This is a genomic window from Paenibacillus periandrae (assembly GCF_022458865.1).
Taxonomy (GTDB): domain Bacteria; phylum Bacillota; class Bacilli; order Paenibacillales; family NBRC-103111; genus Paenibacillus_S; species Paenibacillus_S periandrae.
In genome coordinates this window covers 29,181-51,225 of record NZ_JAJNMU010000008.1, presented here as the reverse complement: position 1 = coordinate 51,225, position 22,045 = coordinate 29,181, and the positions used below count along the sequence as shown (strand labels likewise).

The following is a 22,045-nucleotide window of genomic DNA, read 5'->3' as shown; positions in this document are numbered from 1 at the left end:
GGGGGGCCAAATATTGATTGCGTGCAGTAGTTACCACAACCAATTACAAGATGGAAAGTTTATTTTGTAATATGCATTTGGACAAAAAGTCTTTTTATGTAATCGTATCTCCTGTAAAGGCTACCCAAGCAACCAGTCCAGTCAGAGTAAAAAAAGTAATAATTATAGTTGCCTTTTTTACTCTATCTTAAATTCTTTTAAATGCTTTAGACATAGACCCATTCTAATGCTTAAATCAATACAGCCAGCAGCATTACACATTTTAGCCTTAAATACTGAATTATTCCTTGTTCCTTTTGTGTATGGTTCCGCATTTCCTACATTACCTGTTCGGTACAAACGCTTTAAATGCATATCACAAAGCTTTTTGGCCTTAATTATCCTACTACAGCCATCTACATTACATTTATTATTTATGTGGTTCAACCTCCAATCAATGTTGTAATAAATTTTCCATTAAACATTTTCAATCTCACTTTCTATATAAAACAACAAATTAATAAAAAACATCAGTATAGTAATTATCCAAACTATCCATTATTTCCTTTAAAGTATTAAGTTTTACGCTAGAAGTTTCAGGATCAATCACATCAAATTCAAATGTTTGAATTTCATAAATGCCAAATCGCTTCTTTTTTAATGTTATGTAACCATTCGCTATATCACTTTTTACAATACAATCTTTATGAATAACGACGAATGCCTCATTTTTTGTTAGATGTCTCTTAGCAGTCAAATCATGATTAATACTCTTAAAATTAAACTTTACCTCTTGTGCTCTTAGATCGATTAAAGTATTCCACGTCCACTTTCCATTGGTATCAAATTGTTTACGAGCCTGAGACTTCGCTAACTCAGGATTTCGAAACGTTGACCAAAAAACTAAGCTTCCATTTGTGTCATAACAAGACACCTCATAGATTCTAACATTATTCCTAATTATTTCAATACGCGCCCCTGTTGGATGTATTCCTTCGATTCTCATCTGCTCACACCTCAGTAGTGGTTAAAATCTTGATTTTATCTTTTACTAAATTGTAACTCACATCGACATCTTCAAAACAACAATCAGATATTTTTCTTCGCGAATTTTCTTCATACTCAGAGACTCACTAAATTTTATTTGCATTTGTTTTATTCACCCTCTTGAAACTGACATGAGTGATTGGAAAAAGCTCGAAAAGATTAGATTTGTTGAGCGGACTCTTTACTTGTTAGTATGGATGGTTTTTCATAGTAGATAATGGAATTGAGTAGAAATTTCCGAAGGACTGTTAGTGCTTTCCCTTTAATGGTACGGTAAACCCAGACAATATAACGGTCCTCGTTTTTGTTTTTAGAATGCTGCGCCGGGAAAGCTTCTGTGAGCGGGTGCTCAAAGTAAAGTCCAATTGAAGTGACTTTTTCGTTACTAATAGTTAAAATTTCATTGACCGCTGAGCAGCTACCAATTTCAAAGCGCGGGCTATCATGGAGCCCAACACGTTTTACATAAATTTGCGAACGAATATCCATACTTTCCAATATGGCGCTCGCTTTCTCACAAAATAGATTTAATTCATTTTTAGATATGGTTCCCAGTGCTTGACGTTTCAGATCTCTATTGTTATAGCAATTAGCTTCAATTTCCTGATCGGTGAGTTTTCTAACCGTCACTTGTGTGACTGAGGTAGCGGCAGAGGACTCATTAAAAAAAGGCTGATTGGAATCCATCATGTTCATTATCACCCCTAAGAAATATTCTCCTTCTATTTTATCATAAGTCCTCTGAGTTCTCATTTTTAACTTATTTTCTCCTGCTTTACAACCTAAAGGGAGGAACATATAATAAAACTATCAATTATCAATTTTCAGGTGGAGTCATGCGATACCACCGTTTTGTGTGTGAGAGCACCATTCTAAGTGTCTAATGTTACCCTTATTTCCTGTGGGTACAATTATTCTACCTTGGAATCGGTGTTCTCTTTTTTTTGAGAACATGAAAGAAGAAGAGGAGGAGTTTCTTTGGTAAGTTGCTGGAATAGAGAAGTTATTAGATTTCCAATTTGTCTACTCATTTGATTCCGGAAATAGTAGAATAAGGATATTAGACTATTAAGATTGGGAATTTTTTAATGTAGTTTGTTCACAACCCATTATCTTGTCAATAGGACAAAACAAGGAGAGAGATGTCATTATGTTATCAATTAAAATGGACTCTAATATCGAAATAGTTACGACGAATCAAATGGACGGTTTTTATGACTTCGGCTTGGAGGCTGGGGGAAGGAGTTGGACAATTGCTGAATACATGGAGCGGCCAACGATCTTTATTACAGATGACCCGATTCAACGCAACAATACATCTTGGTCCATGGAGCAAGCTGCAGAATTGATCGTTTCTATTATCGAACGTGTTTCCATCGGTTCGATAAAGACTCAGGTCGTTCAAAACAAAGCTCAAAAAAGACGAAACTACATCGTATTGGACGGTGCACAAAGGGCAACACGTATCCGTGGTTACATTCGAAATCTGTATCCACTCGCTAAATTACGCTACGCAATGAAGGGTGAGGACGGGGAAGCGAAGAAGGATGAAGAAGGGAATACGATCTATGTCGAAGGTCTTTTTATTGAGGCACTTAATGAAGCAGGAAAACCTGTCTACCTCGATATCTCTGGATTGTACTTTAAAGACCTGAATCCTATGATTCAAAAACGTATTATGGGGTTCAGTTTCATGGTAGAGGAGTATTACTTCGATGATCCGGAGATTAAGAAGGTTCTATTCTATCGATGGAACAATGGCGAATCATTGACACCAACAGAAAAACTGAAATCAAAGCTGAGTGACCCGCTTCTTTTTGCTTCAGTGGCACTTAAAAAGTTTGACGTTTTCAAAGCAGGTCTAACACCGAAAAAAGTGGATCGTGATGAAAACCTGATGGCCATTCTTCAAGCCATGGCCGTCATCAGTACAGATAATAACACAGGTCTAGCAATGAAAGTCATAGAAGCAAATCATTATAATTTTGATACCAATGTGATCGAAAAGACCAAGGTAGCTGGTACCTATCTCAACCAGGTCTATACCAATTTTAAGAACATCAAAATGAGGGATAAAATATTCAATAAAACGAAAACCATCTCATTGATGTACGTTGTTTCCAAAACGTTAGAAGAGGGTATTCTTCCTGAAGACCATCATGTTTTCGCGGAGTGGGCTACCCAATTTTATGTTCACGAGGCAGGTTTTGCTTCGGCCACCTCAGGAACGACGACCTTGGATCGTGTTAAATCACGGAACTCTGCGCCACTTGCTCATCTGCGGCAATATCTGGTCAACCAACAAGCTGCACCTGTAGCTGAATAATCACTAATAGCAAGGATAACCCGTTCACTTGTATCGGGTTATCCTTCTTTGTTACAAAACAATTTGAATTAAAGGGGGAGATTTTTATGTTGTACAATGACCTCGTCAAGGAATGCTCTCAATGGATTTTAGGAGCCTGTGAGGTAATGAGTTTCGAGGATATTCTGAATACCGTGAATTGGTCTGAGAATATCAATGTGCAATTCATTCTTGCAGAGAACGGACGTACCTTACAGCAACTGAAAAGCGATGTCCTGAAAACCTGTTATGAAGCACTTCGACAGTGGAACATCGCAGTACCAAAACCGAGAGACCAAAATGAACACTTTATAAAGTCATTTGTTCGAATGACGGCATAAAAAACGGGCTTTGGATTATCAAATAATACAAGCTATCAGAATTAAGACCTACAGGAAATTTACACCCAAACATCCGATATTCCATAATTTTTAGTAATGCGGAGGGATCAGTAATGAAAAATGATCATGCAGAAATAAATCAAAAACAAGATGAGTATTTGAATGATGTGTTCGCCATTATAACGCCGGAGCAAATCAATTTGTGAATGAAAATGGCTTGGATAAAGAGAATCTTATATACATGACACAGGTGCTTGAGTGGAAATCTAAAAGAGCATTTTACGACCTCGATACACATCCAAGGGAAATTCTATGGGGGTTACTAGATCAAGTTGTAAAACCTATTTAGGATCACTTTACAATAATTAAGACCATCGCAGAGAAAGTCGTCTTTCTGGGATGGTTAGAAAATTCTACTCATAACATGTTTCGAGCTGAAAACGGCAAGCTCTATCGAGCGAACAACGATGAGGTCCTTAGCCTCTCGGTCGGCGCTGGGATCTTCGGATTCTCGGTAGACAACATTGTATAGTATAATAAGATCATATGGTGGATATTTCAGTGTTAGTATTTAAATCGAATAAGGGTAAAAGTTGAAGGAGGTAATATCAAGCGTGAATAGATTGCCTGTATTTATCAATACAAAGCAAACAGATCAGGAACATGAAAGTATTGTATTCTTACCGACATTCCAGTGGATTAAACATTATATGGCTTCAAAGATCAGCTTGAACTCCCCCTTTTGTCTTAAAATGAACGAAAAAGACTTTTTGTATGAGTTCGATAAGACTTTGCTCAACAAATTTGGGCTAAATCTGAGCAATGTTATAATCGGAAATGGCTTTGCATGTATTGAATTTAATCCAGAAAATGCCTCAAACGTAGAGACGCTTGATGTTAGCAATGATATAGAAGGAGCAAAGAACTATATTATGAATAAATTAAATGAAAACCTCCCATTCTCTGTAAAAATGAAAGAAAAGCATTATGATGAAAACTTTTTTGAATATATAGATTCACTTAGATCTTTGCCCGTTAAGGTAATATTTGAAGGTGGCACAGCAACTATAACTAATAAATGAATCTCAATATTCATAAAAGGCTATCTGGCTGACAACGATTTATTTAATAAAAAAATGGGATATTAAACATCACTCTAAAGAGGCCTCCTACGTCATTTGACGAGAGAGGCCTCTTCTGCATGATACATTTACTCGGTATGGAAAGGTATAACATTAGTATGGTTAGCTGGTACTCGTTCATGTATTGGTGATTGTTTTCGCCATTGATATGCACAATAGATGAACCTTGGGATTGATGTAAGGAACCCGACGTTCAATGAGACGAAGATAGTAAATACAAGTGTAAAGGGCAGGAATAAAAAGATAACAGAGGAAAACTGATTCCCATGGTGTCTCCAATAAAATTGCCAAGAGTGATATAGTGACAAGAGAACATACCCGCCTATAAACAAATAGCCCATCTGATGTGTATCGTATACTTGTTGACATCTAATGATGATCATCCCGAGCAAGAATGCAACCGTGTTTTTAATAAAGAGTGACTGTGGAGTAGCCATGCCTCTCACCCCTTGAAGGTTTTGTATTTCTTTGAGCATAGCATACTCGGAATGTTCCTCGTCGATTTTGGTTTAATTTTTTTGGATTCCCGCTAACATATACGCTGGAAAGATGGGGTGCGCATATAGCCATTTCGAGTCAATCGGACGTATTTTACTTGTATTTTAATGTCTGGCTCTAGGTAATAAAATGATGAATCTTCCTTTAAGATACTCTTTCTTGCGAGCTGCCATACTTCAGAACGAGAAACCTCAGAGGTACCTAGTTCCAACAAACCGGCTGGTTGCAGTTTACCTGCATGCTCGGAGCCCAGCATCCATCCAAACTTCTTTTTTCTAATACCAGTAATATATACGATTTTGCTTTTATAATTAAGCCACTTGAGCCATTGATCGGATCTTTTTCCTGTTTGGTAACTGCTCTCGATTTCTTTGAAAACACAACCTTCCCAGTCGCGCTCCATAATTTGGTTGGCAAGGTTCAATCCCTGTATGCCAGGAATACTAATCACCTTTGATAAGGAAGAGTGTTCAACCAGGATTTCGTTTAGAATGTCTTTTCTCTTATAAAGAGGTAGCATACGGAGGTCCTGCCCATTATAGAAAAGAATGTCCCATGCCAAGAAAGCAGCTGGTGACCGTTCCGCTGCCAGCTTAATCTTAAGTTCATTTTTGAGGCGAAATCGATCCATAACACCATCGAAATCAAAATCGGATTGGGCCGGGTTATACATGGCCACTTCTCCATCTAAGATAACTGAATCCGCTGCCGCGGGCTTTATACAAAGCTCGGGAAATTGATTCGTAATATTGGTTTGGTGCCGACTCCAAAGTTGAGCCTGACTTTCTTGATAGACAAACAATCCACGAATACCATCGATTTTAGGTTCTGCTAGAAAGTTCTTCGAAGATAAAGGAGAGGGTGTTCTCTTAAGCAACATCGGAGAGATAAATTTGGGTATCATTGAAATTCCTCCTAAGTAACTCTAGGATACCATTACAAAACCTCGTTGGACATGGAAAAGGATGGGGCATACAATTTGGAAAGGATATAAGAGCGATTTGCATATTTTTGGTCAGTTTGGAGAAAGTAACTTCATACTCAAAATGAATTGGAGGCTAAACAAATGGCACGAAATAATACACTATTGGTCCCGCAAGCAGTGCACGCCCTTCAACAACTGAAATTTGAAGTTGCACAAGAATTAGGAATTCAAATCCCTAATGACGGCTACTACGGTTATATGACGACCCGTGAAGCAGGATCTATCGGTGGTGGGATTACGCGGAGATTGGTACAGATTGCAGAACAAAGCTTAGGTGGACAGAATACATTTCGTTAGTACAAGGAAATATGGGACGAAATCCTATGATATCGTCCCTCATGTGGTTGAAAAATAAAACTTGAACGGTCTCAAAGCGAGATGGTGAATTCTATATTGATACAACTATATAGAATGATTAAAGATTTTTTTACATGAGGAAGAAGTCGGTCGATCTCTTCAAGCGGGTGTTGGTTGATCCGTTTCATTAATGTTATTTATGCTTGTCAGAACTTCGACAAAAAATTATTAATAGTTGCCGCGATGATTTCGAAAAGAATTCCAATTATTCCGAGTATAAGACCTGTAACTGCCATCCATTTGTTATCTTCCGTTTCACTATTAAATTTTCCAAGCCCAACTCCACTAAATACACATGCTACTATTCCTACTACTCCCCAAATACTAATGAACAACGATATTATCCCTAAAATAAAACCAACTAGAGCCATGGTGTTCCTTTTTTTCTTCATAGAATCCTCCACAGTTATTATTTAGCCTCCTAACTTCGATGCGGTAATATTCCCAAAAGTAGACATCCAAACGCAAAATGTCATACCCACTTGAGTAAAAGAGATTCAATCTTTGTTACGTTCACACCAGTTGCACGATAAACAGTATAGGCCAATTAAGATTCAAGAGAATTATTATACTGATTACTGTATTTCAGATGGTACAACCCAACCATAAGAACTCATAGTAGCTTTCAAAAGCAATTTATCCGAGTCTGAAAATTCATATCTCATTTCAAAACCACTTTTTCACATTTTCTTTTAATGCTTCAAATCTTTCATTGATCACTTTTCCTTTTTCTGAAATCAGCATATAACACCTGGTTCTCGAATTTTTGTAATAATAAATACCATCATAGGAATGGTTCATATACATCCACTCTTCAACTGTGGTACCAAAATCCAACTTTTTCAACCTACAATATTCTTTAAAGGGATTAAACATAAGTTCTGTATCGCTATGAATGGTCAAACCAAGCGTTTTATGTTCTTTTTCCATCGGTATCTTAAACTCGATTCTTGAAATAAAATAAATCAGCACTATTACACTAGCTGCCAGCAACAGTGACAGCAAAAATGTCCAAATAGTTAAAGTCCCCTTCATAAAACCTGCAAGTAGAAAAAGTGGGTATGTTACAACTACTAAAGTTATAGCTGCTTTTGATAAGGTTTTCATTATGAACACTCCCTATTCAAAATGTTACTTCTCATTTCATTTTGCCATAAAGATTAATGATTTTTTTACGGTCTTAATAATGTCTAATGACACAAATGTGCCAACAACACAAATCTCCCTACATTGTTGTTACTAATTTAATAATCAAAGTAGAGATAATATCCCTCACTCCAATATGCATAAAGAGATTGAATATATTCTAACTTATCGGGCAAATGAGCCTGGATTATTTCTAGTACATTCCATTCTTTAATAAAAGCTAATCCCTTTTGAGGTTGATCAAAAATCCACCCCTCAAATGCCACTTTTTGTCGTTCATCAAGCGCATCGAAATTATAATCATGCAAGTATGGAATAAGTTGAAACCATCCATCTATCCCTTGCTCTTCGAGTAAATGATCAAATTTCGAATGAATACTATCCCCGTAAATTAATGCCTTTTCCCCGATAGTTTCAAGCCTATACTCACCGTATTCTGGAACGATTTTATATTCCTTAAAGCTCCATATGTCTGCACCCATTAAATAATTCCTCTCTTCAAATAGTAAGTAGGCACATTTGTGCATTTTCAAGTGACACAAATTCACCACATAACTCTATTTGAACATGGATTTCTGTAAATACATTGTTGGTCCATTAGTGTCACTGGCATCCTCACAAAGTCGCAAACAATAGCAAAGAGCGGACACCTCTGATTAAAGTGTCTCGCTCCATTACTACAACTAAAACTGGAACTTATTGAATGATTGAAACATCCTGATAGGTTTGATTATACAACACTTGATAGCCAGCTAACTCATAAACTAAACGTACAGGATAATATCCTTTTATCATTTGTTCTATCACAGCTGGACTCAATGGTACAAGTTCTCCATATGCAGCTATCCGGGCATTTTCGCCTACAAATACCGTTACATCTGAAGAGATGATGACTCGTTCTATGTTTTCACTCTGTATCATGCTCCATCTACCATCAGTAAATCCAGCAGAACTATCTGCCTTCACATAGAGGGTTTCATCTACAAAAACTGCAGGGATGTGCATTCCATTAAATGCATCTGTGGAAACAATCTGAGCTGTCTGGTTTGTAGATATAGAACTTAGGTTTAAGGTTTTTGTTGGTTCCTCAGTTGCAGCGAAAACAGAACTGGTCAAAACCATGAAAAAAGTTAAAATCGATGTCGCGATTATTGTGGAATGTTTCATTAGTGTTACTCCTTTAAAGTTATTTATGGTTGAATGGAAATACATTCTCTAACGCCTTGATGTGGTTCGTAGTACCTGCAGTAAGCAGTACCAGGTTTAAAATAATCACTACCAAGCAAATGTGGTTCAACTCTGAGAAGTTTAGCGATTATTTCTCGATCTGCAGGATCTTCATGGTAATAGGCAGTGTAGTTGCGAATATTGGGAAGGACGAATTTGTTTTGATTGTAGTCCTGAAAAAGATCAATGATAAGACAGATGCCTACATGGAATGAACGGCCAAGTGCAAAAACTCTCAACATTTCCTGTGATTGAAATGCAGCACTTGATTGAATGGTTAAATAGACAGGAATGCGTTGTTCTGTTGGACGTTGAAAGGTGCTTGTTGAAAACAGCTGAAGGAACTGATGGATGATTCTATTTTTAAAAAATGGTTCCATCGAATCAGTGGCTTCAACGACAACAAGCCCTCCATCTTTCATCACTTTTGAAATGATGTTACTGGTTTTGTTCGGGTCATCGAAACGTGAAAGCAATGGCGTAAGCTCGTATATTTTCTTAGGTTCAACTCCGTGTTTGCGTGCAGTACGAAGTAACTCCTCAATAACCTCGGCAGTTTCCGATAGGATGAAAATTCCGGCTACTTGTCCTGAAGCGAGTTTTTCAATATCTTGCTCAACCCGCTGCAAAGTCTCAACCACAGAATCACTGTTCGTTTTTGGAACAGCCAGGATTTCATGTAAGTAACGTCCTTCCTCGCTTAAAACTACTTTTGTATCAGTTATCATATTGGTACCGAGGGTAATATCAAATTTACCTGAATGAGTCATTGTAGCTCTCCCTTTTTTGAAAAAAATTATTTTTCATCAGCATATTCTCGACATGTGACGTGAGACATGATGAGGCTAATCAAATTGTATGAGGTAATAAAGTAATTCAATTTTCCAGTGCAAACTTCGATTTACCACATAGTAGACATTTCTGAATGATGAAGCCATTCAAAACCCTGACTGATTAAGCCTTCTAGAAGAGAATCCGTCATAATAATCTCTTCCGATTTATCAGCTATTGGTGATTTTTTTGGTATTTCTACAGAAAGCAGAGTCCCTTTCGGGTAATCATGCAATGTAATTGCATGAAGTAAATTATTGAATGGGTCTATCTTTCGTAGAAAGAACGGAAAAAATCCAGAAAGTTTACACGGATCGTTTTGTTCTAATGATATTTTTCTATCGGGAACTCCAAGGCTCAAATAAAATTCTCTTAACGGTTCATTTTTTAGCTCAGCTCCACAAATGATACAAAAACGTGCATCATCTTGATGGTTGAGTCTTTTACATTTGGGACAAATTTTACTTAGTTCAACTTTACTCATGGAATCCCCAACCTTTACAATTTTTCCATTCGGAATGATTGAAATGAGCATTGCTTTCTATCATAAATCCGAAAAGCATTTTTATGATTTATGACGAAGATTTGATTGTTTTAATATCTTGGATAAAGAACAAGAGAATAGAAGATATGAAAGCAGAAATACCCGATCCGAGTAAAAAAGATGGAATAGTTCCTGTTAAAGGAACGAAGAATCCTGTTGTGAAGAGTACTAGACTTATAACGAATAGAGAGGCGGAAAGAAAACGAAAGCTTGGTATGGGTAATTTCAACGCGGTCACTCCTTTCAAATATAGTATGTGATTGTAAATAGTTTACTGTAGTTCATTCGTTTCGAGAAATAAGGAGAGATGATGGTGCACGTTCCTTGTGGTTTGATTCTCGAATTATTTTTAATATGTTACGCTATAGAAAATAGAGTAAAAGAAATAGTCGATTTGAAGGATTCGAGTTAGCCGTGGAAGCGGGGAATAAACGGATTAAGATTCTCATCCTAAATAACATGTAAATTGTATCTAATTGGAGGAAGAGTATGAGCATGGTACAAAAGGCAATGACGGGTGTACTGGTTTTCTCGTTGTTGTTGGGTGGGACTGCGAAAGCTTCAATCCCTTCAGGAGTTAATTCCATCTATATGGATGGTAATGATCTTGATTTTGGCAAGTTCGCCACAATTGCAGACGGTTCAACGATGGTACCTATGCGTGGCATATTTGAACGTTTAGGGTTTGAGGTGAATTGGAATAACCAAGAACAAATCATCCATGCAGTTCGTGATGGCCAAGAAATTAATCTTCAAATAGGTAGAACTACAGCTCAGTTAAATAAGACGACAACAGTGAATCTCCCCGTTGCTCCATTTCTTCAAAATGACCTAACTCTTGTACCACTCCGATTTGTAAGTGAAGCAGCTGGCTCACTTGTAGGATGGGAAGAGCTTACAAGGACGATCACCATTGATTCGTTGAAAACGGATCGAGTCAAGGTAATTGAAGTAATTGACGAACAAACCATACTCATTTCAGTAAATGATAGTAAGGTGAAAATAACTTTACTTGGTATTCAAGTGAATCCCAACATGAAAGAAAAGGCCCTCAAAGAAATAAAGCAACTCCAGGGCAAATACATCCATGTTTCCATGGAGTCCGGAACAGATCCTTATAATCGCTTGAAGGGGTACTTATTTTTGGAGGATGGGACTTTTATTAATGCTATTTTCATTGCACGAGGGTACGGACTTGTGGAGGCGGAAGAACATCCATGGAAGCAACTGTTTACGATTTTAGAGAATAAAGCAAAAGAAGCGAATCGTGGAGTGTGGTCATACGTTACTCCTATAGGAGATGGAATATCTCAAGCCAGTCTTCAGCAAAAGGTAGCAGGTCTTGGGGTTACGATGGGGAATGTTCAAATGAATGAATACATAACAAGAGAAGTGTTCCTTCACCTCTTGTTGGAAGCCTTGTTTCCAAAGTTTCGATATGTCCTTTTAGCTAAAACAGTTAGTAATGTGTTACAAAATGAAGATGTACAAAAGATAGTTGATTATGCTCTCGAAAAGGGTATTCTTGCAGCGAATGACCTTGTGGACGGAAAATTAGAACCAGGAAAGATAGTAACCTCAGAAGATGTAGTTAAGTGGCTGGAGCGGGCATTGAATTTGGATGGGGGAAAAACCAGTTTTACACTCGCTGATTTCGGAGTTTTTGAAGAAAGTGACATGAAAGGAAGAGAAATAACTTGGGGTGCTGCCCTGACTGTAGTAGAAAAAACGAAAAAGGTTTATCCGTATCTCATGCAATATTATGAAAGTCTGAAGAGTACGGTACGGAATGCGACAGAGCTTCAAAAATTAGGTGAGTCTACAGGGAATGCGAATGTAGCCAAGGAAGGGCAAGACATACAAACAATGATTGCTTTAGGGAAATTTGATACCAAGACCATTGATCAATTATCGGACCGAGTAATTAATCTTGGATCATCGCTATTAGAATCGATAAAAAGTGGTGTTGTTCAGATTATATCAAAAGATGAGCTAAAGAAAATACAAAACAATTTGAAATCTGATGTAAAAAAAGCTCAGGACGCACTCCGAAATGCGCTAAAAGCAAACGATAAATGATTTAATCTCATAATGTAAAGTGAGGAATAATCAAACATTTCAATGTAGTTTATATTACTTCGATGTTCAGACGAAAGTTTGGTATAACTGAAGTTATTGTAACATTGTGGAAAGTCTGCGGGTGCCTTGACTCTGTCTTTCCTACGCGAAACATATGCGGTTTGAAGGAGGGATAAAGTTGTCTGAAGATATAGGTAAGGTATTTTCCGACGATAGTAAGTCAAAGAAGCGAGCTGCCAATGGAGCTTTTGCGAGAGTCAAGGGCAGGAGAAGAGGGATGGTAACTGCCTATTCCTTCATGTCAAAAAAACAGCAGATGGAGTATACGCAATGTGAGAACAAGCCAAGCTATAATATTTATGAAACAGTCATCTCCATAGAGCAACTAAAACACCTACCGATTGATGTCCGTTTACGGTGTTGGTCTGAATGGCAGGAGAGATTTTTTTTAGAAGATATTTTCAATGCGTGGTCCGTTGGTACCATTGATGAATTGAATTTCGTTCTAAATGAGATGGATATCCCTATGATTGAAACAGATGATGATGAATCTTGTATGGATACATCCCATTCAAATGAACAATCGGGTCGAACAGTTATTGAGCAAGAAGAAGAGTCTTGGTTGTCTCTAAGTGATTTAGTGGCTGATGACGCGAATGTGTTATATTTCCAGATCAAGGGGCTAATGGAATCATGGGAACTTGTTGCTGAACTTAATAGAATATTAAAAGAAATAAATCTATCGCAACGTAAATATCACGTTGAAGTAACCATAAATGAGGATCGTGTATATCCCACCTCAAATTTGTGGGAAAGGGATTAAGGTTGTATGTATTACTGTTAAGGAGGTGTATTATCTTCGGGTATTAAAAGTTTATGATCTTTAAGCGATAGGTAACCAACAAAGGTGGCACTAGGGTGACCAAGTGGTTTCCCACAAATAAATTATTTTGATGACATTTATTTAAAATATCAGACGATACGTAGACTTATTGTAAATGGAGGACGGAGAAACATGGGCAAGTTAAAGAAGGATATTTCAATGGTATTATCAATTATTATGTTTTTAAGCTTGGTGGTTGGAGTTTTGCCAAGTAAGGCTAAAGCTGCGGCAGTTATTCCCACTTTAACAGCGATCTCTAGCGGAAGTTATCACTCTATCGCTCTTAAGTCAGATGGGACAGTTGTTACCTGGGGTGGTGACGGATCGAGACAATTAGGTGGAGAGGTTCCAACTTCAACTATGGGTAATGTTCAAGTTAAAGGACCTAAAAATGTAGTTTCCGTAGTTGCAGCTGGATCAACTAGTTATGCGGTCGAGGCTGATGGCTCTCTTTGGAGTTGGGGAGCTAATAACTTAGGCCAGCTGGGAAATGGTAACACTAGTGTGTCAAGTACAATCCCTACTAAATCAACTCTGGTTGATAATGTAAAAAGTATTTCTTCCAACGGTAATAATGCAGTAGTTTTAAAAAAGGACGGCACAGTCTGGGTATGGGGATATAATTTTTCAGGGCAACTTGGTAATGGGAGTACTTCAAATAACCTAATACCTACTCAAGTTGTTCCGGGAGTATCAGGAATTATCCAAGTAACAGCAGCAAGTAATGCCACTTTTTTATTGAAAAGTGATGGAACTGTTCTAGTAGCTGGACAGTATGTGGGGGATGGAACTACCACCGCTAAAACCACTTTCGCGGCAGTTGCAAATTTATCCGGCACAAAAGCTCTTGCAACGACGGATGCAGGGTCTATGCATGTAATTAAAAATGACGGGAGTGTGTGGGGTTGGGGACCTGCCAGTTCCACTATTGGGGATGGAACAAAAGTAGTAAAGACCTCTCCAGTTAAACTATCAGGGATATCCGATGTGGCAAGTATATACGGTGGTGGTACCGGTGTAATAGCTTTGACTACAGATGGGACTGTATATAATTGGGGTACATATGTAGCAGATCCTGCTGGATCTGAGAAACTATCTCCTGGAATACTATCTTCTGTTCCTACAGCAAGAACAGCTTCTGCTGGTATAAGTGGGGACTATTTTCTGGTTCTTAGCTTAGACGGAACATCACTCTGGGGTTGGGGTCCTTATAATTCCTCTGGTCAGATAGGTGATGGTACCACAAATGCCAAACCTACTCCAGTTATTAGTACTGCTTGGATAAACCAAGATATCCCTGAGATTTCCTCAACTGGGGATATTGCGGCTGGGTACTCACACGGGTTACTCCTAAAGACTAACGGAACTGTTTGGGCTTGGGGTAGAAATAATAACGGTCAACTAGGAAATGGTACTACCTCAAATAGTTCTGTACCTATGCAGGTCCCTTCCTTAACCGGAATTATTCGAATAGTGGCAGGTTATAATTTCAATCTAGCTCTGAAAAATGATGGAACTGTCTGGGCGTGGGGAGATAATTCCTTTGGACAACTAGGTGATGGGACCAAGATTCAACGGAATAGTCCGATACAAATCTCATCTTTAACCAACGTAGTTGATATTGGAGCAGGTGCATATCATTCTTTAGCTGTTCAACCTGATGGTTCTTTATTTTCTTGGGGGGATAATTCCCACGGACAATTAGGAGATGGCAGTACTTCAAGTAAATCATCACCGATAAAAGTTCCAAGTTTAACAGCAGTTAAGACTGCTAAAGGAGGCCTCTATCACACTGCTGCGATTAAGTTGGATGGGACAGTATATTCGTGGGGTTTCAATTCGTATGGACAGGTAGGGGATGGTACTACTGTAGATAAGACATCACCTACTAGATCGGGAAGTATATCGAGAGTCGCACAAATATCAGTATCATCTAATCATACTATGTCTCTTGGCTCTGATGGATCGGTGTATGGGTGGGGGGCGAACAACTATGGAGAACTCGGGGGGTTATCTACTAGCCCCAATGTACCTACACTATCAACTATAGTCGACAGCACTAAGATTTCATTAGGTGTGTTGCATGAACTAGCTATACGTTCTGATGGAACTGTTTGGGCTTCTGGTAATAATGGGTATGGTCAGTTGGGCAATGGAAATACTGCAAACCAAAATGCACTTACAAGAGTCCAAGGGATCTCTGATGTTGTTGATGTTGTTGCAGGGAGCTCGTTTAGTATTGCTCTAACTGGTGATGGGAAAGTTTGGTCCTGGGGAGATAATGGGTTTGGTCAATTAGGGAATGGTACGACAACTTCTACCGGAAACCCGACCGCATTATCAGGAGATTTAAATTCAGGTGGAAGTGGTGCAGGCACTAGCTTATCAGCACCTGCTGAATTTTCTGCTACAGATAACAATACAAGTGTAGCATTATCATGGACGACTGTACCCCTTGCAAGTTCCTATCAAATAATTAGAAATGGTGTGTTGATCACAACAGGGTCTGGAACAAGCTTTAATGATACGACAGTCACACCGGGAGTAACTTACACATATGCGGTAATAGCCTCGAATTCCACTACCAGCAGTAGTGCTAAATTACTTACAATAACTCCTGGAACAGGTTCTGGGACCGTAAATGCTGGAAGCGGTGGAACAGGGGGTAGTGGAGGAGGAACTCCAACCTTATCGACAATTAATAATTTGACTAGTCTTAATGTTTCTGGGGTGACACTATCTCCAACATTTTCAAAGACAACGGTAGGATATTCCTCAACTAGTTCTACTTCTGCTAATTCAGTCACTGTTACTGCTGTAGTGGAAGATGCAGGTTCTTCAATAAAGATAGGGAATAACCCACAAGCATCTGGGGTAGCTTCAGCTCCAATTGCGTTGGTTGCGGGTCCGAATGTGATCACAGTTTCAGTAACTTCTGCAGCTGGGACGATAAAGAATTATAGTGTCACAGTAATTAAAACATTGTCAAATGTTGCTGATTTGTCTTCTATTTTTGCAGAAGGAATGTCTATTAGTCCAACATTTAACCGTAATACTACTTCTTACGCTTCATCTGTTTCCAACTCGGTGGACAGAGTGCGTTTTACTGTAGGCTCTTATAGCATTTATTCTACTATAGAAATTAATGGAATACCTGTTTCAGCAAATATTACCTCCAACTATTTCCCCTTGGATAATGGGGCAAACACTTTTACTATAGCTGTCACAGCTCAGGATGGAACGGTGAAGAATTACATTCATACCATTACTCGTGCGGGCGAATCATCAAACACTAATTTAATTTCAGTTTCTTTTGGAGGATTATCTGTATCTCCTTCTTTCTCACCTTCAGTGACTTCCTATGTTATTAATGCTCCGGAAGCAGTCGAAACTTTTTCAGTACTTGCTTTTAAGAGTGATGTTAATGCATCTATTACTGTGAATGGATTACCAGCAACTAGTGGGATTAATTTAGGTCCATTGCCGTTGATTTCTGGAATAAACACCGTTATTGTTCAAGTACAGGCTCAAAATGGGACAACGAAAGTTTATACTTTTTTAATCAATAGGGGTGCTGCAGCTGCTGCGAAACCTGATATTAGTAATCCAATATTGATTAACTTTAGGGCAATTAACGTAACCAAAACTAGTGCCAGATTGGAATGGAATGTTGTAACTAGAGCAGATTCGTATTCAGTGTCTCCTCTTGGTGGAAGCTCTACAGTTACATCTAATACCTATTTAGATCTTACTGGATTATCTAAGGAGACTACCTACGAGTATACCTTAGTTGCGAAGAACAGCGCAGGAGAAGCAATACCCATAGCTACGACCTTTAAGACTTTAGGAGACCCTCCGGCCCCACCAACTAATTTTCGTTTGGTATCTAATTATTTTGATGCTTTGACTATGTCTTGGGACGTGTCTTCTGGTGCATCAACTTATATGATGATGCGCGAATCAACGAAGAAAGTTTATGAGGGAATTCCATCTGTATTTAAGGACCAAACAGTCACAGCTTCGACTTATTATGATTATTTGCTATATGCTAAGAATGATTATGGGATGAGTACACCAGTTTCTTTATCTGCAACTACCCCGGCAGCTCCAGCGATTGTTGTTTCAGAACCTCAAATGGCTGCAGGTAAAATTACAATTGACTTTGAAGTAATCACTGGAGCAATTGAATATCACTGGAATCGTAACCCCCATTGGGCTTACATTCTCAATGATGATGGGACTTATCATAGAACGTATGATAATGCAGTAACAGGAGAAACAAAAGACTTAGGTAATGTATCAATTACCAACGGAAAATTGCCTTTTGTTGAGGAAGGCTTAGCTGTTGGTCCAGTTAATTATAAATTAACTGCCGTAGTTAAAAATGCTGATGGTACTACCTCAACTACTCCTCCATTATTCATTGATGGTACGGTTACAGAACCTACTCCTACAGCACCTCCAACGACAGGTGGTGGCAGTTCTGGTGGCTCTTCTGGAGGTTCGTATGGTGGAGGTTCTGGTGGCGGTGGCGGTTCAGGTTTAGCAGACCCTGCAGCCGCACCTGCACCTGTGACCGATCCAGGTACCACACCTCAACCAACAACAAAGGATTTAGGTTATGTTGGTAATATTTTCGATACTTCGGTGTATAAACATTCTTGCTCTAGGGAGGATCTAGCACTCTCTTCTGCTTTATTAGACACTAACGGTCACTGGTCTAATTCCCATATTACGAAACTTGTTACTAAGGGAATAATAGATGGTTATCCGGATTCCACTTTTCGTCCAGACTCAAACATCACTAGAGCAGAGTTTACTACTCTTGTTGTGAAAGCTCTTTGCTTGGATATATCGGAGTTTAGGGATATCTTCGGGGACGTTAAATCAGATGACTGGTTCTCCCCTTGGGTAATAACAGCGCAGGTTAATGGTATTGTTGAAGGGGTTTCTACTGATAGGTTTAATCCTGGCGCCTTAATCACTCGTCAAGAGATGGCAACTATAGTCTCTAGAGCGTTTGAAAAGCGAAAAGCTTTGATCCAGTTGGATTCCTCCGATTCTGAGATATTGAGCAAATTCGTAGACAAAAACTCCATTTCCGAGTGGGCTGTTAGTCATGTTAAGTTGTTGTACAAGAATAATATAATGATGGGAAGAACTGAGAGTACTATTGATTCAACCAGTAATGGTTCTCGTGCAGAAACTGCGGCATTACTAGAAAGAGTCTTGTATCCGTCTAAGTAATAAAAGCGTGATTATTTCAAGAGGTTTAGGTGTTGTAAGTTGATGCCTAAACCTCTTATTTTTTGAGTGAATAGAGTAAGCTGTAAATAAGATATCCATATTATGCAGATAAAATGTTGTTAATTTCCTATAGGGTAATCAATTATGATTAGGTGAAGATTCTGTTGGATTTTAGATGGTAAATATAGTACTGGATCAAATTCTTCCATAAGAAAGACGGATACTCGTCTCATATATTATCAGTACATTGATCGTTGTTTCTCGAAGTGATAGTTAGTCATATATAATAATGATATGACATTTAAATTGAAGAACTCTATCACAGCCTCGATTAGATTACCGTTTACACAGTAGATAGAAAAAAGTATAATATAATCATACTTACATATACTTGTAATTGAGGGAGCACCTCAAACTAAGGCTTAGCGGCCTTTGTTTGGGGTGCTTTTTTGTCTAATTTGATGCTATGAAAAATGAAAGAATGCTCTTTGAAAACATCATAGTATGATTGGCATCAGTGATCCAAGTGTTCTCGATATGTCGAAATAAAATTTTGTGCTGTTAGGGTCATGTGAAATTTTATCAAAATTGCATCGATACATAACCGTTTTAAAATTGGAGTGATGAAAGTGTTTAGTTCGAGGTTAAGTTCGAAAAATTTTCAAGTAAAAATTAAAAAGTACGTCGGATTCTTGATCCCGATCCTGGGTATAATGATCATCGTTTCATTAGCTCTTGCTATGTGGTGGTGGGAAGTCGACGGAAGACAACGAGCTTTTTATGTGGATGTACCTGTTTTTAAAAATGATATCAAACGTGGTGAATTAATTAAGGATGATATGTTCACAACGGTTAAGTACGAGAAGGATCAGCTTATTGACAATTATATTAAAGAACAAAAAAAAATAATTGGTTTAGAGGCGAAGCAGTTTATCCCAAAAAATATACAGTTAGATGTACATTTTTTCGAATCGCCTGACTTGTTAACGGATGAGAAGCATATGAACTGGAAGATACCCAACGAATGGATATATTCCATCCCGAATTCGTTACGAAGAAAGGACCAAATTGTATTCTATGAAATTGATGCTGAATCTATGAATATTAAAGATAAAGATAAAAAAATTCAGATCGATGCAACAAGTAAAGTATCCGAAGATACTGAAAAAAGGCAGGTTCTTATTACCCAAATCCAAGATGAGAAAAACAAGCTACAAGGTAGAAACGTCAGTATCTATACAGCTGTTGTTAGCTATGTAAAAGACAGTGCAAACCGAGAAGTTGTATCAACCAGTCCTGTTGATCGCATCGATGCTAATTCAACCATTAAGGATCTTGAAATTATAGCAACTAAAGAGGATATGGATTTGCTATCAGCCATTGTAAGTAAAGGAAGTAAATTTATTATTGGATATAACGATGGAGGGAGTGCCATTAATGAAAGTAAAAATAGTAAGTAATAATATTGATTTGTTGGATCCATTGCGGAATCTTGGTTATTTCGAGGAAGTAACCATATCAGCAAATTTAGAAGATGCCCTTGATGCAGATACGTTGGTCATTAGCAGTTTATTAATCAGTCACAACACGCTTTCAGATTTATATGGTCGTTATACAAAGCAATTTACCAATAAAAAAGTTTTTTATATGCTAACCGATCAAGAAGGCGATACACCCAATGAATTAATTGCCAATATATGCGAGGCTAGAAACATTACAGTCATTCCGCCCAAAATGACGATAAATCAAATTATCCAATTCGTATCGAACCATCTGTATCCCGAAATGGGAAGGAAAAATAGTAAAGTTGTTGCCTTTTTTGGTGCAGCAGGGGATGTAGGTACTTCGATGGTTAGCCAATCTGTAGCTGAAATAATAGCACAAAATACTGAATATAAGATTGGGCTCTATATTCTGAATGACTCAATGGGTCCTTACTATGTGAAACTTCGTGAGGATGAAGATATTAGTATTGATGAAATTAAAGCTGAACTGTGGAGTAATGTGTTATCCCCTGATAAGTTGCTCCAAACTTGCATTAAGAGAAACAACTTATATATCTTACAGGCTCCGCGCTACTTACCAGATATGCGTCATTTTCATCCAGAGCATGTTGAACAACTACTGGATCTGGGCTCCAAGATATTTGACATTATTATCATCGATGCTGGGGCAAGTTATAATTTAGGGTTGACTATCGGTGTTTTAAGAGCGGCAAACCACAAATACTTAGTCACTACCCAGCAGGAAAAACCGCGAATAAAATTTGAACAGGTTCAAAGCCAGATTTTCAAATCTCTACAGCTAAAGACGACAGATTTCATGATCATTATTAATAAATTCTTAAAAGATTCTTCAATGTATGACGGAAAACAAATGGCTGATCTTTACAAAATGACATTGGCTGCAACGCCTCCACATTTAGAGTTTATGGGTTGGCAAGCCGAGGTAGATCGTAAAACATTACTCCATTTTAACGAAGTAGACTTTACCGAACAAATTGAACTCACAGCTCGATTGATAGCTACACAATTGAAAGTTGAATATCGACAACTTGAAAAGAAAAAACCTGGGTTTATGAACCAGTTATTCGGGAGGAAACATACGGGATGATAGATTCTGGAGATCATACAAGAACGGCAAAAACAACTTTTTTGGAATCGTGGCAATGCGTTGTAGATGGATTATTGGAGGAGATGCAAATTGAAACAGGCCCAGAAATTCAACTCACATGTAGTGATACCTAAAATACCAGGGAGTTTGAAGTGAAAACAATACATCGAAAATACTATACGGTCGTGATAAAAGATTTGCAGGTTCTGTCAACCGAAACGATCCCGAGTTGGTGTTTTAGGGAGGTGTACAGGTAATATGGAAGAAACAAAAAAGCTAATCATTGCTCATCTAGAACAGTGTGATAAATATCTTAAGAGCTATTCTCACTTAGTTCATAATGATCAGATTGGTCAAGTGTTGATGGCGAAATCAGAAGCTTTGAAAGCACTGGCCCAATTGAACAGTGTGCGACATTAAGTATGTGGCGAAAGGCAATCAGCTGTACCGCTGCTTTTACGATAGGGATCAGCATCATGAGCTGAGTGTGTTTCTTGATTCTCTTCATCAAGGTATGCCTGGTGCAGATCTTATTTTAATAAGGGTACGATACTGATCAGATTTTTAAAGATAATCAAGAAAAAGACTGATACTATGAAGATAATTCAAAATGGTGAGGTAGGTGTCGTTAGATGGATCTTGAGGTTTTGGGTCACAAATTTAAGGTTATGAAAACTGTCATGAATGGAAACCGCATAAAAAGCCTCCTTCGTACTGACGCCGATTATCTGATTATGACAGAAACAAGAGATGCGGATACCATGAAAATTATAGTTGCAGCA

The 22,045-nt window shown here is 38.1% G+C and carries 20 protein-coding genes; 11 read left to right on the top strand and 9 right to left on the bottom strand.

Annotation, left to right across the window (positions count from 1 at the left end; translation table 11 throughout):
- Positions 1-496: 496 nt before the first annotated feature.
- Both LRL21_RS14505 and LRL21_RS14500 read right to left on the bottom strand, forming a co-directional pair.
- Positions 497-985 carry a hypothetical protein gene (locus LRL21_RS14505; protein ID WP_240416507.1) on the bottom strand — a complete coding sequence of 163 codons (489 nt, stop codon included), beginning with the start codon at positions 983-985 and terminating at the stop codon, positions 497-499.
- 200 nt (positions 986-1,185) lie between these two features.
- Entirely contained in the window at positions 1,186-1,716 is a 531-nt protein-coding gene (locus LRL21_RS14500) for a hypothetical protein (RefSeq protein ID WP_240416506.1), read from the bottom strand.
- Positions 1,717-2,176: 460 nt separating this feature from the next.
- On the opposite strand from LRL21_RS14500, the gene LRL21_RS14495 reads away from it, so the two are divergent.
- The 3 genes from LRL21_RS14495 (at position 2,177) to LRL21_RS14485 (ending at position 4,793) form a co-directional block, all read left to right on the top strand.
- Positions 2,177-3,352: a DUF262 domain-containing protein gene (locus tag LRL21_RS14495; RefSeq protein ID WP_240416505.1), complete on the top strand. Its 1,176-nt coding sequence runs from the start codon at positions 2,177-2,179 to the stop codon at positions 3,350-3,352.
- Between the two features lie 146 nt (positions 3,353-3,498).
- Positions 3,499-3,711 (top strand): hypothetical protein, encoded by a 213-nt coding sequence (locus tag LRL21_RS14490; RefSeq protein WP_240416504.1) that lies wholly within the window; start codon positions 3,499-3,501, stop codon positions 3,709-3,711.
- A 614-nt stretch (positions 3,712-4,325) separates the two neighbouring features.
- Positions 4,326-4,793 (top strand): hypothetical protein, encoded by a 468-nt coding sequence (locus tag LRL21_RS14485; protein ID WP_240416503.1) that lies wholly within the window; start codon positions 4,326-4,328, stop codon positions 4,791-4,793.
- 589 nt (positions 4,794-5,382) lie between these two features.
- On the opposite strand, the gene LRL21_RS14480 is transcribed toward LRL21_RS14485, so the two are convergent.
- Entirely contained in the window at positions 5,383-6,255 is an 873-nt protein-coding gene (locus LRL21_RS14480; protein ID WP_240416502.1) for an ATP-dependent DNA ligase, read from the bottom strand.
- A 162-nt stretch (positions 6,256-6,417) separates the two neighbouring features.
- Between LRL21_RS14480 and LRL21_RS14475 the strand changes: the two genes are divergently transcribed.
- Positions 6,418-6,633, top strand: a complete 216-nt coding sequence (locus LRL21_RS14475; protein WP_240416501.1) for an alpha/beta-type small acid-soluble spore protein — start codon at positions 6,418-6,420, stop codon at positions 6,631-6,633.
- Between the two features lie 206 nt (positions 6,634-6,839).
- Here the strand turns inward: LRL21_RS14475 and LRL21_RS14470 are convergent, their stop codons facing one another.
- From LRL21_RS14470 to LRL21_RS14445, 6 genes are all read right to left on the bottom strand, one after another.
- On the bottom strand, positions 6,840-7,085 hold the full coding sequence (locus tag LRL21_RS14470) for a DUF4190 domain-containing protein (RefSeq protein WP_240416500.1): 246 nt from the start codon (positions 7,083-7,085) through the stop codon (positions 6,840-6,842).
- Positions 7,086-7,359: 274 nt separating this feature from the next.
- On the bottom strand, positions 7,360-7,800 hold the full coding sequence (locus tag LRL21_RS14465) for a hypothetical protein (RefSeq protein WP_240416499.1): 441 nt from the start codon (positions 7,798-7,800) through the stop codon (positions 7,360-7,362).
- A gap of 137 nt (positions 7,801-7,937) precedes the next feature.
- Positions 7,938-8,321 (bottom strand): hypothetical protein, encoded by a 384-nt coding sequence (locus LRL21_RS14460; RefSeq protein WP_240416498.1) that lies wholly within the window; start codon positions 8,319-8,321, stop codon positions 7,938-7,940.
- Positions 8,322-8,535: 214 nt separating this feature from the next.
- Positions 8,536-9,006: a hypothetical protein gene (locus tag LRL21_RS14455; RefSeq protein ID WP_240416497.1), complete on the bottom strand. Its 471-nt coding sequence runs from the start codon at positions 9,004-9,006 to the stop codon at positions 8,536-8,538.
- Positions 9,007-9,029: 23 nt separating this feature from the next.
- On the bottom strand, positions 9,030-9,836 hold the full coding sequence (locus LRL21_RS14450) for a hypothetical protein (RefSeq protein WP_240416496.1): 807 nt from the start codon (positions 9,834-9,836) through the stop codon (positions 9,030-9,032).
- 131 nt (positions 9,837-9,967) lie between these two features.
- Positions 9,968-10,381 carry a zinc ribbon domain-containing protein gene (locus LRL21_RS14445; protein WP_240416495.1) on the bottom strand — a complete coding sequence of 138 codons (414 nt, stop codon included), beginning with the start codon at positions 10,379-10,381 and terminating at the stop codon, positions 9,968-9,970.
- Between the two features lie 83 nt (positions 10,382-10,464).
- On the opposite strand from LRL21_RS14445, the gene LRL21_RS14440 reads away from it, so the two are divergent.
- From LRL21_RS14440 to LRL21_RS14410, 7 genes are all read left to right on the top strand, one after another.
- Positions 10,465-10,701: a hypothetical protein gene (locus LRL21_RS14440; protein ID WP_240416494.1), complete on the top strand. Its 237-nt coding sequence runs from the start codon at positions 10,465-10,467 to the stop codon at positions 10,699-10,701.
- Between the two features lie 229 nt (positions 10,702-10,930).
- The gene (locus LRL21_RS14435) at positions 10,931-12,520 is read left to right on the top strand and encodes a stalk domain-containing protein (RefSeq protein WP_240416493.1); all 1,590 of its coding nucleotides are present in this window, start codon (positions 10,931-10,933) and stop codon (positions 12,518-12,520) included.
- Positions 12,521-12,698: 178 nt separating this feature from the next.
- Positions 12,699-13,343 (top strand): hypothetical protein, encoded by a 645-nt coding sequence (locus LRL21_RS14430; protein WP_240416492.1) that lies wholly within the window; start codon positions 12,699-12,701, stop codon positions 13,341-13,343.
- A 192-nt stretch (positions 13,344-13,535) separates the two neighbouring features.
- The gene (locus LRL21_RS14425) at positions 13,536-18,650 is read left to right on the top strand and encodes an RCC1 domain-containing protein (RefSeq protein WP_240416491.1); all 5,115 of its coding nucleotides are present in this window, start codon (positions 13,536-13,538) and stop codon (positions 18,648-18,650) included.
- A 713-nt stretch (positions 18,651-19,363) separates the two neighbouring features.
- A complete protein-coding gene (locus LRL21_RS14420; RefSeq protein WP_240416490.1) occupies positions 19,364-20,110 on the top strand; it encodes an SAF domain-containing protein in 747 nt (248 codons plus the stop codon).
- The gene (locus LRL21_RS14415) at positions 20,088-21,263 is read left to right on the top strand and encodes a CpaE/TadZ family protein (protein ID WP_240416489.1); all 1,176 of its coding nucleotides are present in this window, start codon (positions 20,088-20,090) and stop codon (positions 21,261-21,263) included. Before LRL21_RS14420 ends, LRL21_RS14415 begins: the two co-directional genes overlap by 23 nt.
- Positions 21,264-21,521: 258 nt before the next feature.
- Positions 21,522-21,683, top strand: coding sequence for a hypothetical protein (locus LRL21_RS14410; RefSeq protein ID WP_240416488.1), 162 nt, complete (start codon positions 21,522-21,524; stop codon positions 21,681-21,683).
- Positions 21,684-22,045: the final 362 nt, after the last annotated feature.

What these genes read in the sequence shown, in the direction of transcription:
- LRL21_RS14505 (WP_240416507.1), bottom strand. Translation starts at nt 985, where the DNA reads ATGAGAATCGAAGGAATACATCCAACAGGGGCGCGTATTGAAATAATT.
- LRL21_RS14500 (WP_240416506.1), bottom strand. Translation starts at nt 1,716, where the DNA reads ATGATGGATTCCAATCAGCCTTTTTTTAATGAGTCCTCTGCCGCTACC.
- LRL21_RS14495 (WP_240416505.1), top strand. Translation starts at nt 2,177, where the DNA reads ATGTTATCAATTAAAATGGACTCTAATATCGAAATAGTTACGACGAAT.
- LRL21_RS14490 (WP_240416504.1), top strand. Translation starts at nt 3,499, where the DNA reads ATGAGTTTCGAGGATATTCTGAATACCGTGAATTGGTCTGAGAATATC.
- LRL21_RS14480 (WP_240416502.1), bottom strand. Translation starts at nt 6,255, where the DNA reads ATGATACCCAAATTTATCTCTCCGATGTTGCTTAAGAGAACACCCTCT.
- LRL21_RS14475 (WP_240416501.1), top strand. Translation starts at nt 6,418, where the DNA reads ATGGCACGAAATAATACACTATTGGTCCCGCAAGCAGTGCACGCCCTT.
- LRL21_RS14470 (WP_240416500.1), bottom strand. Translation starts at nt 7,085, where the DNA reads ATGAAGAAAAAAAGGAACACCATGGCTCTAGTTGGTTTTATTTTAGGG.
- LRL21_RS14465 (WP_240416499.1), bottom strand. Translation starts at nt 7,800, where the DNA reads ATGAAAACCTTATCAAAAGCAGCTATAACTTTAGTAGTTGTAACATAC.
- LRL21_RS14460 (WP_240416498.1), bottom strand. Translation starts at nt 8,321, where the DNA reads ATGGGTGCAGACATATGGAGCTTTAAGGAATATAAAATCGTTCCAGAA.
- LRL21_RS14455 (WP_240416497.1), bottom strand. Translation starts at nt 9,006, where the DNA reads ATGAAACATTCCACAATAATCGCGACATCGATTTTAACTTTTTTCATG.
- LRL21_RS14450 (WP_240416496.1), bottom strand. Translation starts at nt 9,836, where the DNA reads ATGACTCATTCAGGTAAATTTGATATTACCCTCGGTACCAATATGATA.
- LRL21_RS14445 (WP_240416495.1), bottom strand. Translation starts at nt 10,381, where the DNA reads ATGAGTAAAGTTGAACTAAGTAAAATTTGTCCCAAATGTAAAAGACTC.
- LRL21_RS14440 (WP_240416494.1), top strand. Translation starts at nt 10,465, where the DNA reads ATGATTTATGACGAAGATTTGATTGTTTTAATATCTTGGATAAAGAAC.
- LRL21_RS14435 (WP_240416493.1), top strand. Translation starts at nt 10,931, where the DNA reads ATGAGCATGGTACAAAAGGCAATGACGGGTGTACTGGTTTTCTCGTTG.
- LRL21_RS14425 (WP_240416491.1), top strand. Translation starts at nt 13,536, where the DNA reads ATGGGCAAGTTAAAGAAGGATATTTCAATGGTATTATCAATTATTATG.
- LRL21_RS14420 (WP_240416490.1), top strand. Translation starts at nt 19,364, where the DNA reads ATGATCATCGTTTCATTAGCTCTTGCTATGTGGTGGTGGGAAGTCGAC.
- LRL21_RS14415 (WP_240416489.1), top strand. Translation starts at nt 20,088, where the DNA reads ATGAAAGTAAAAATAGTAAGTAATAATATTGATTTGTTGGATCCATTG.
- LRL21_RS14410 (WP_240416488.1), top strand. Translation starts at nt 21,522, where the DNA reads ATGGAAGAAACAAAAAAGCTAATCATTGCTCATCTAGAACAGTGTGAT.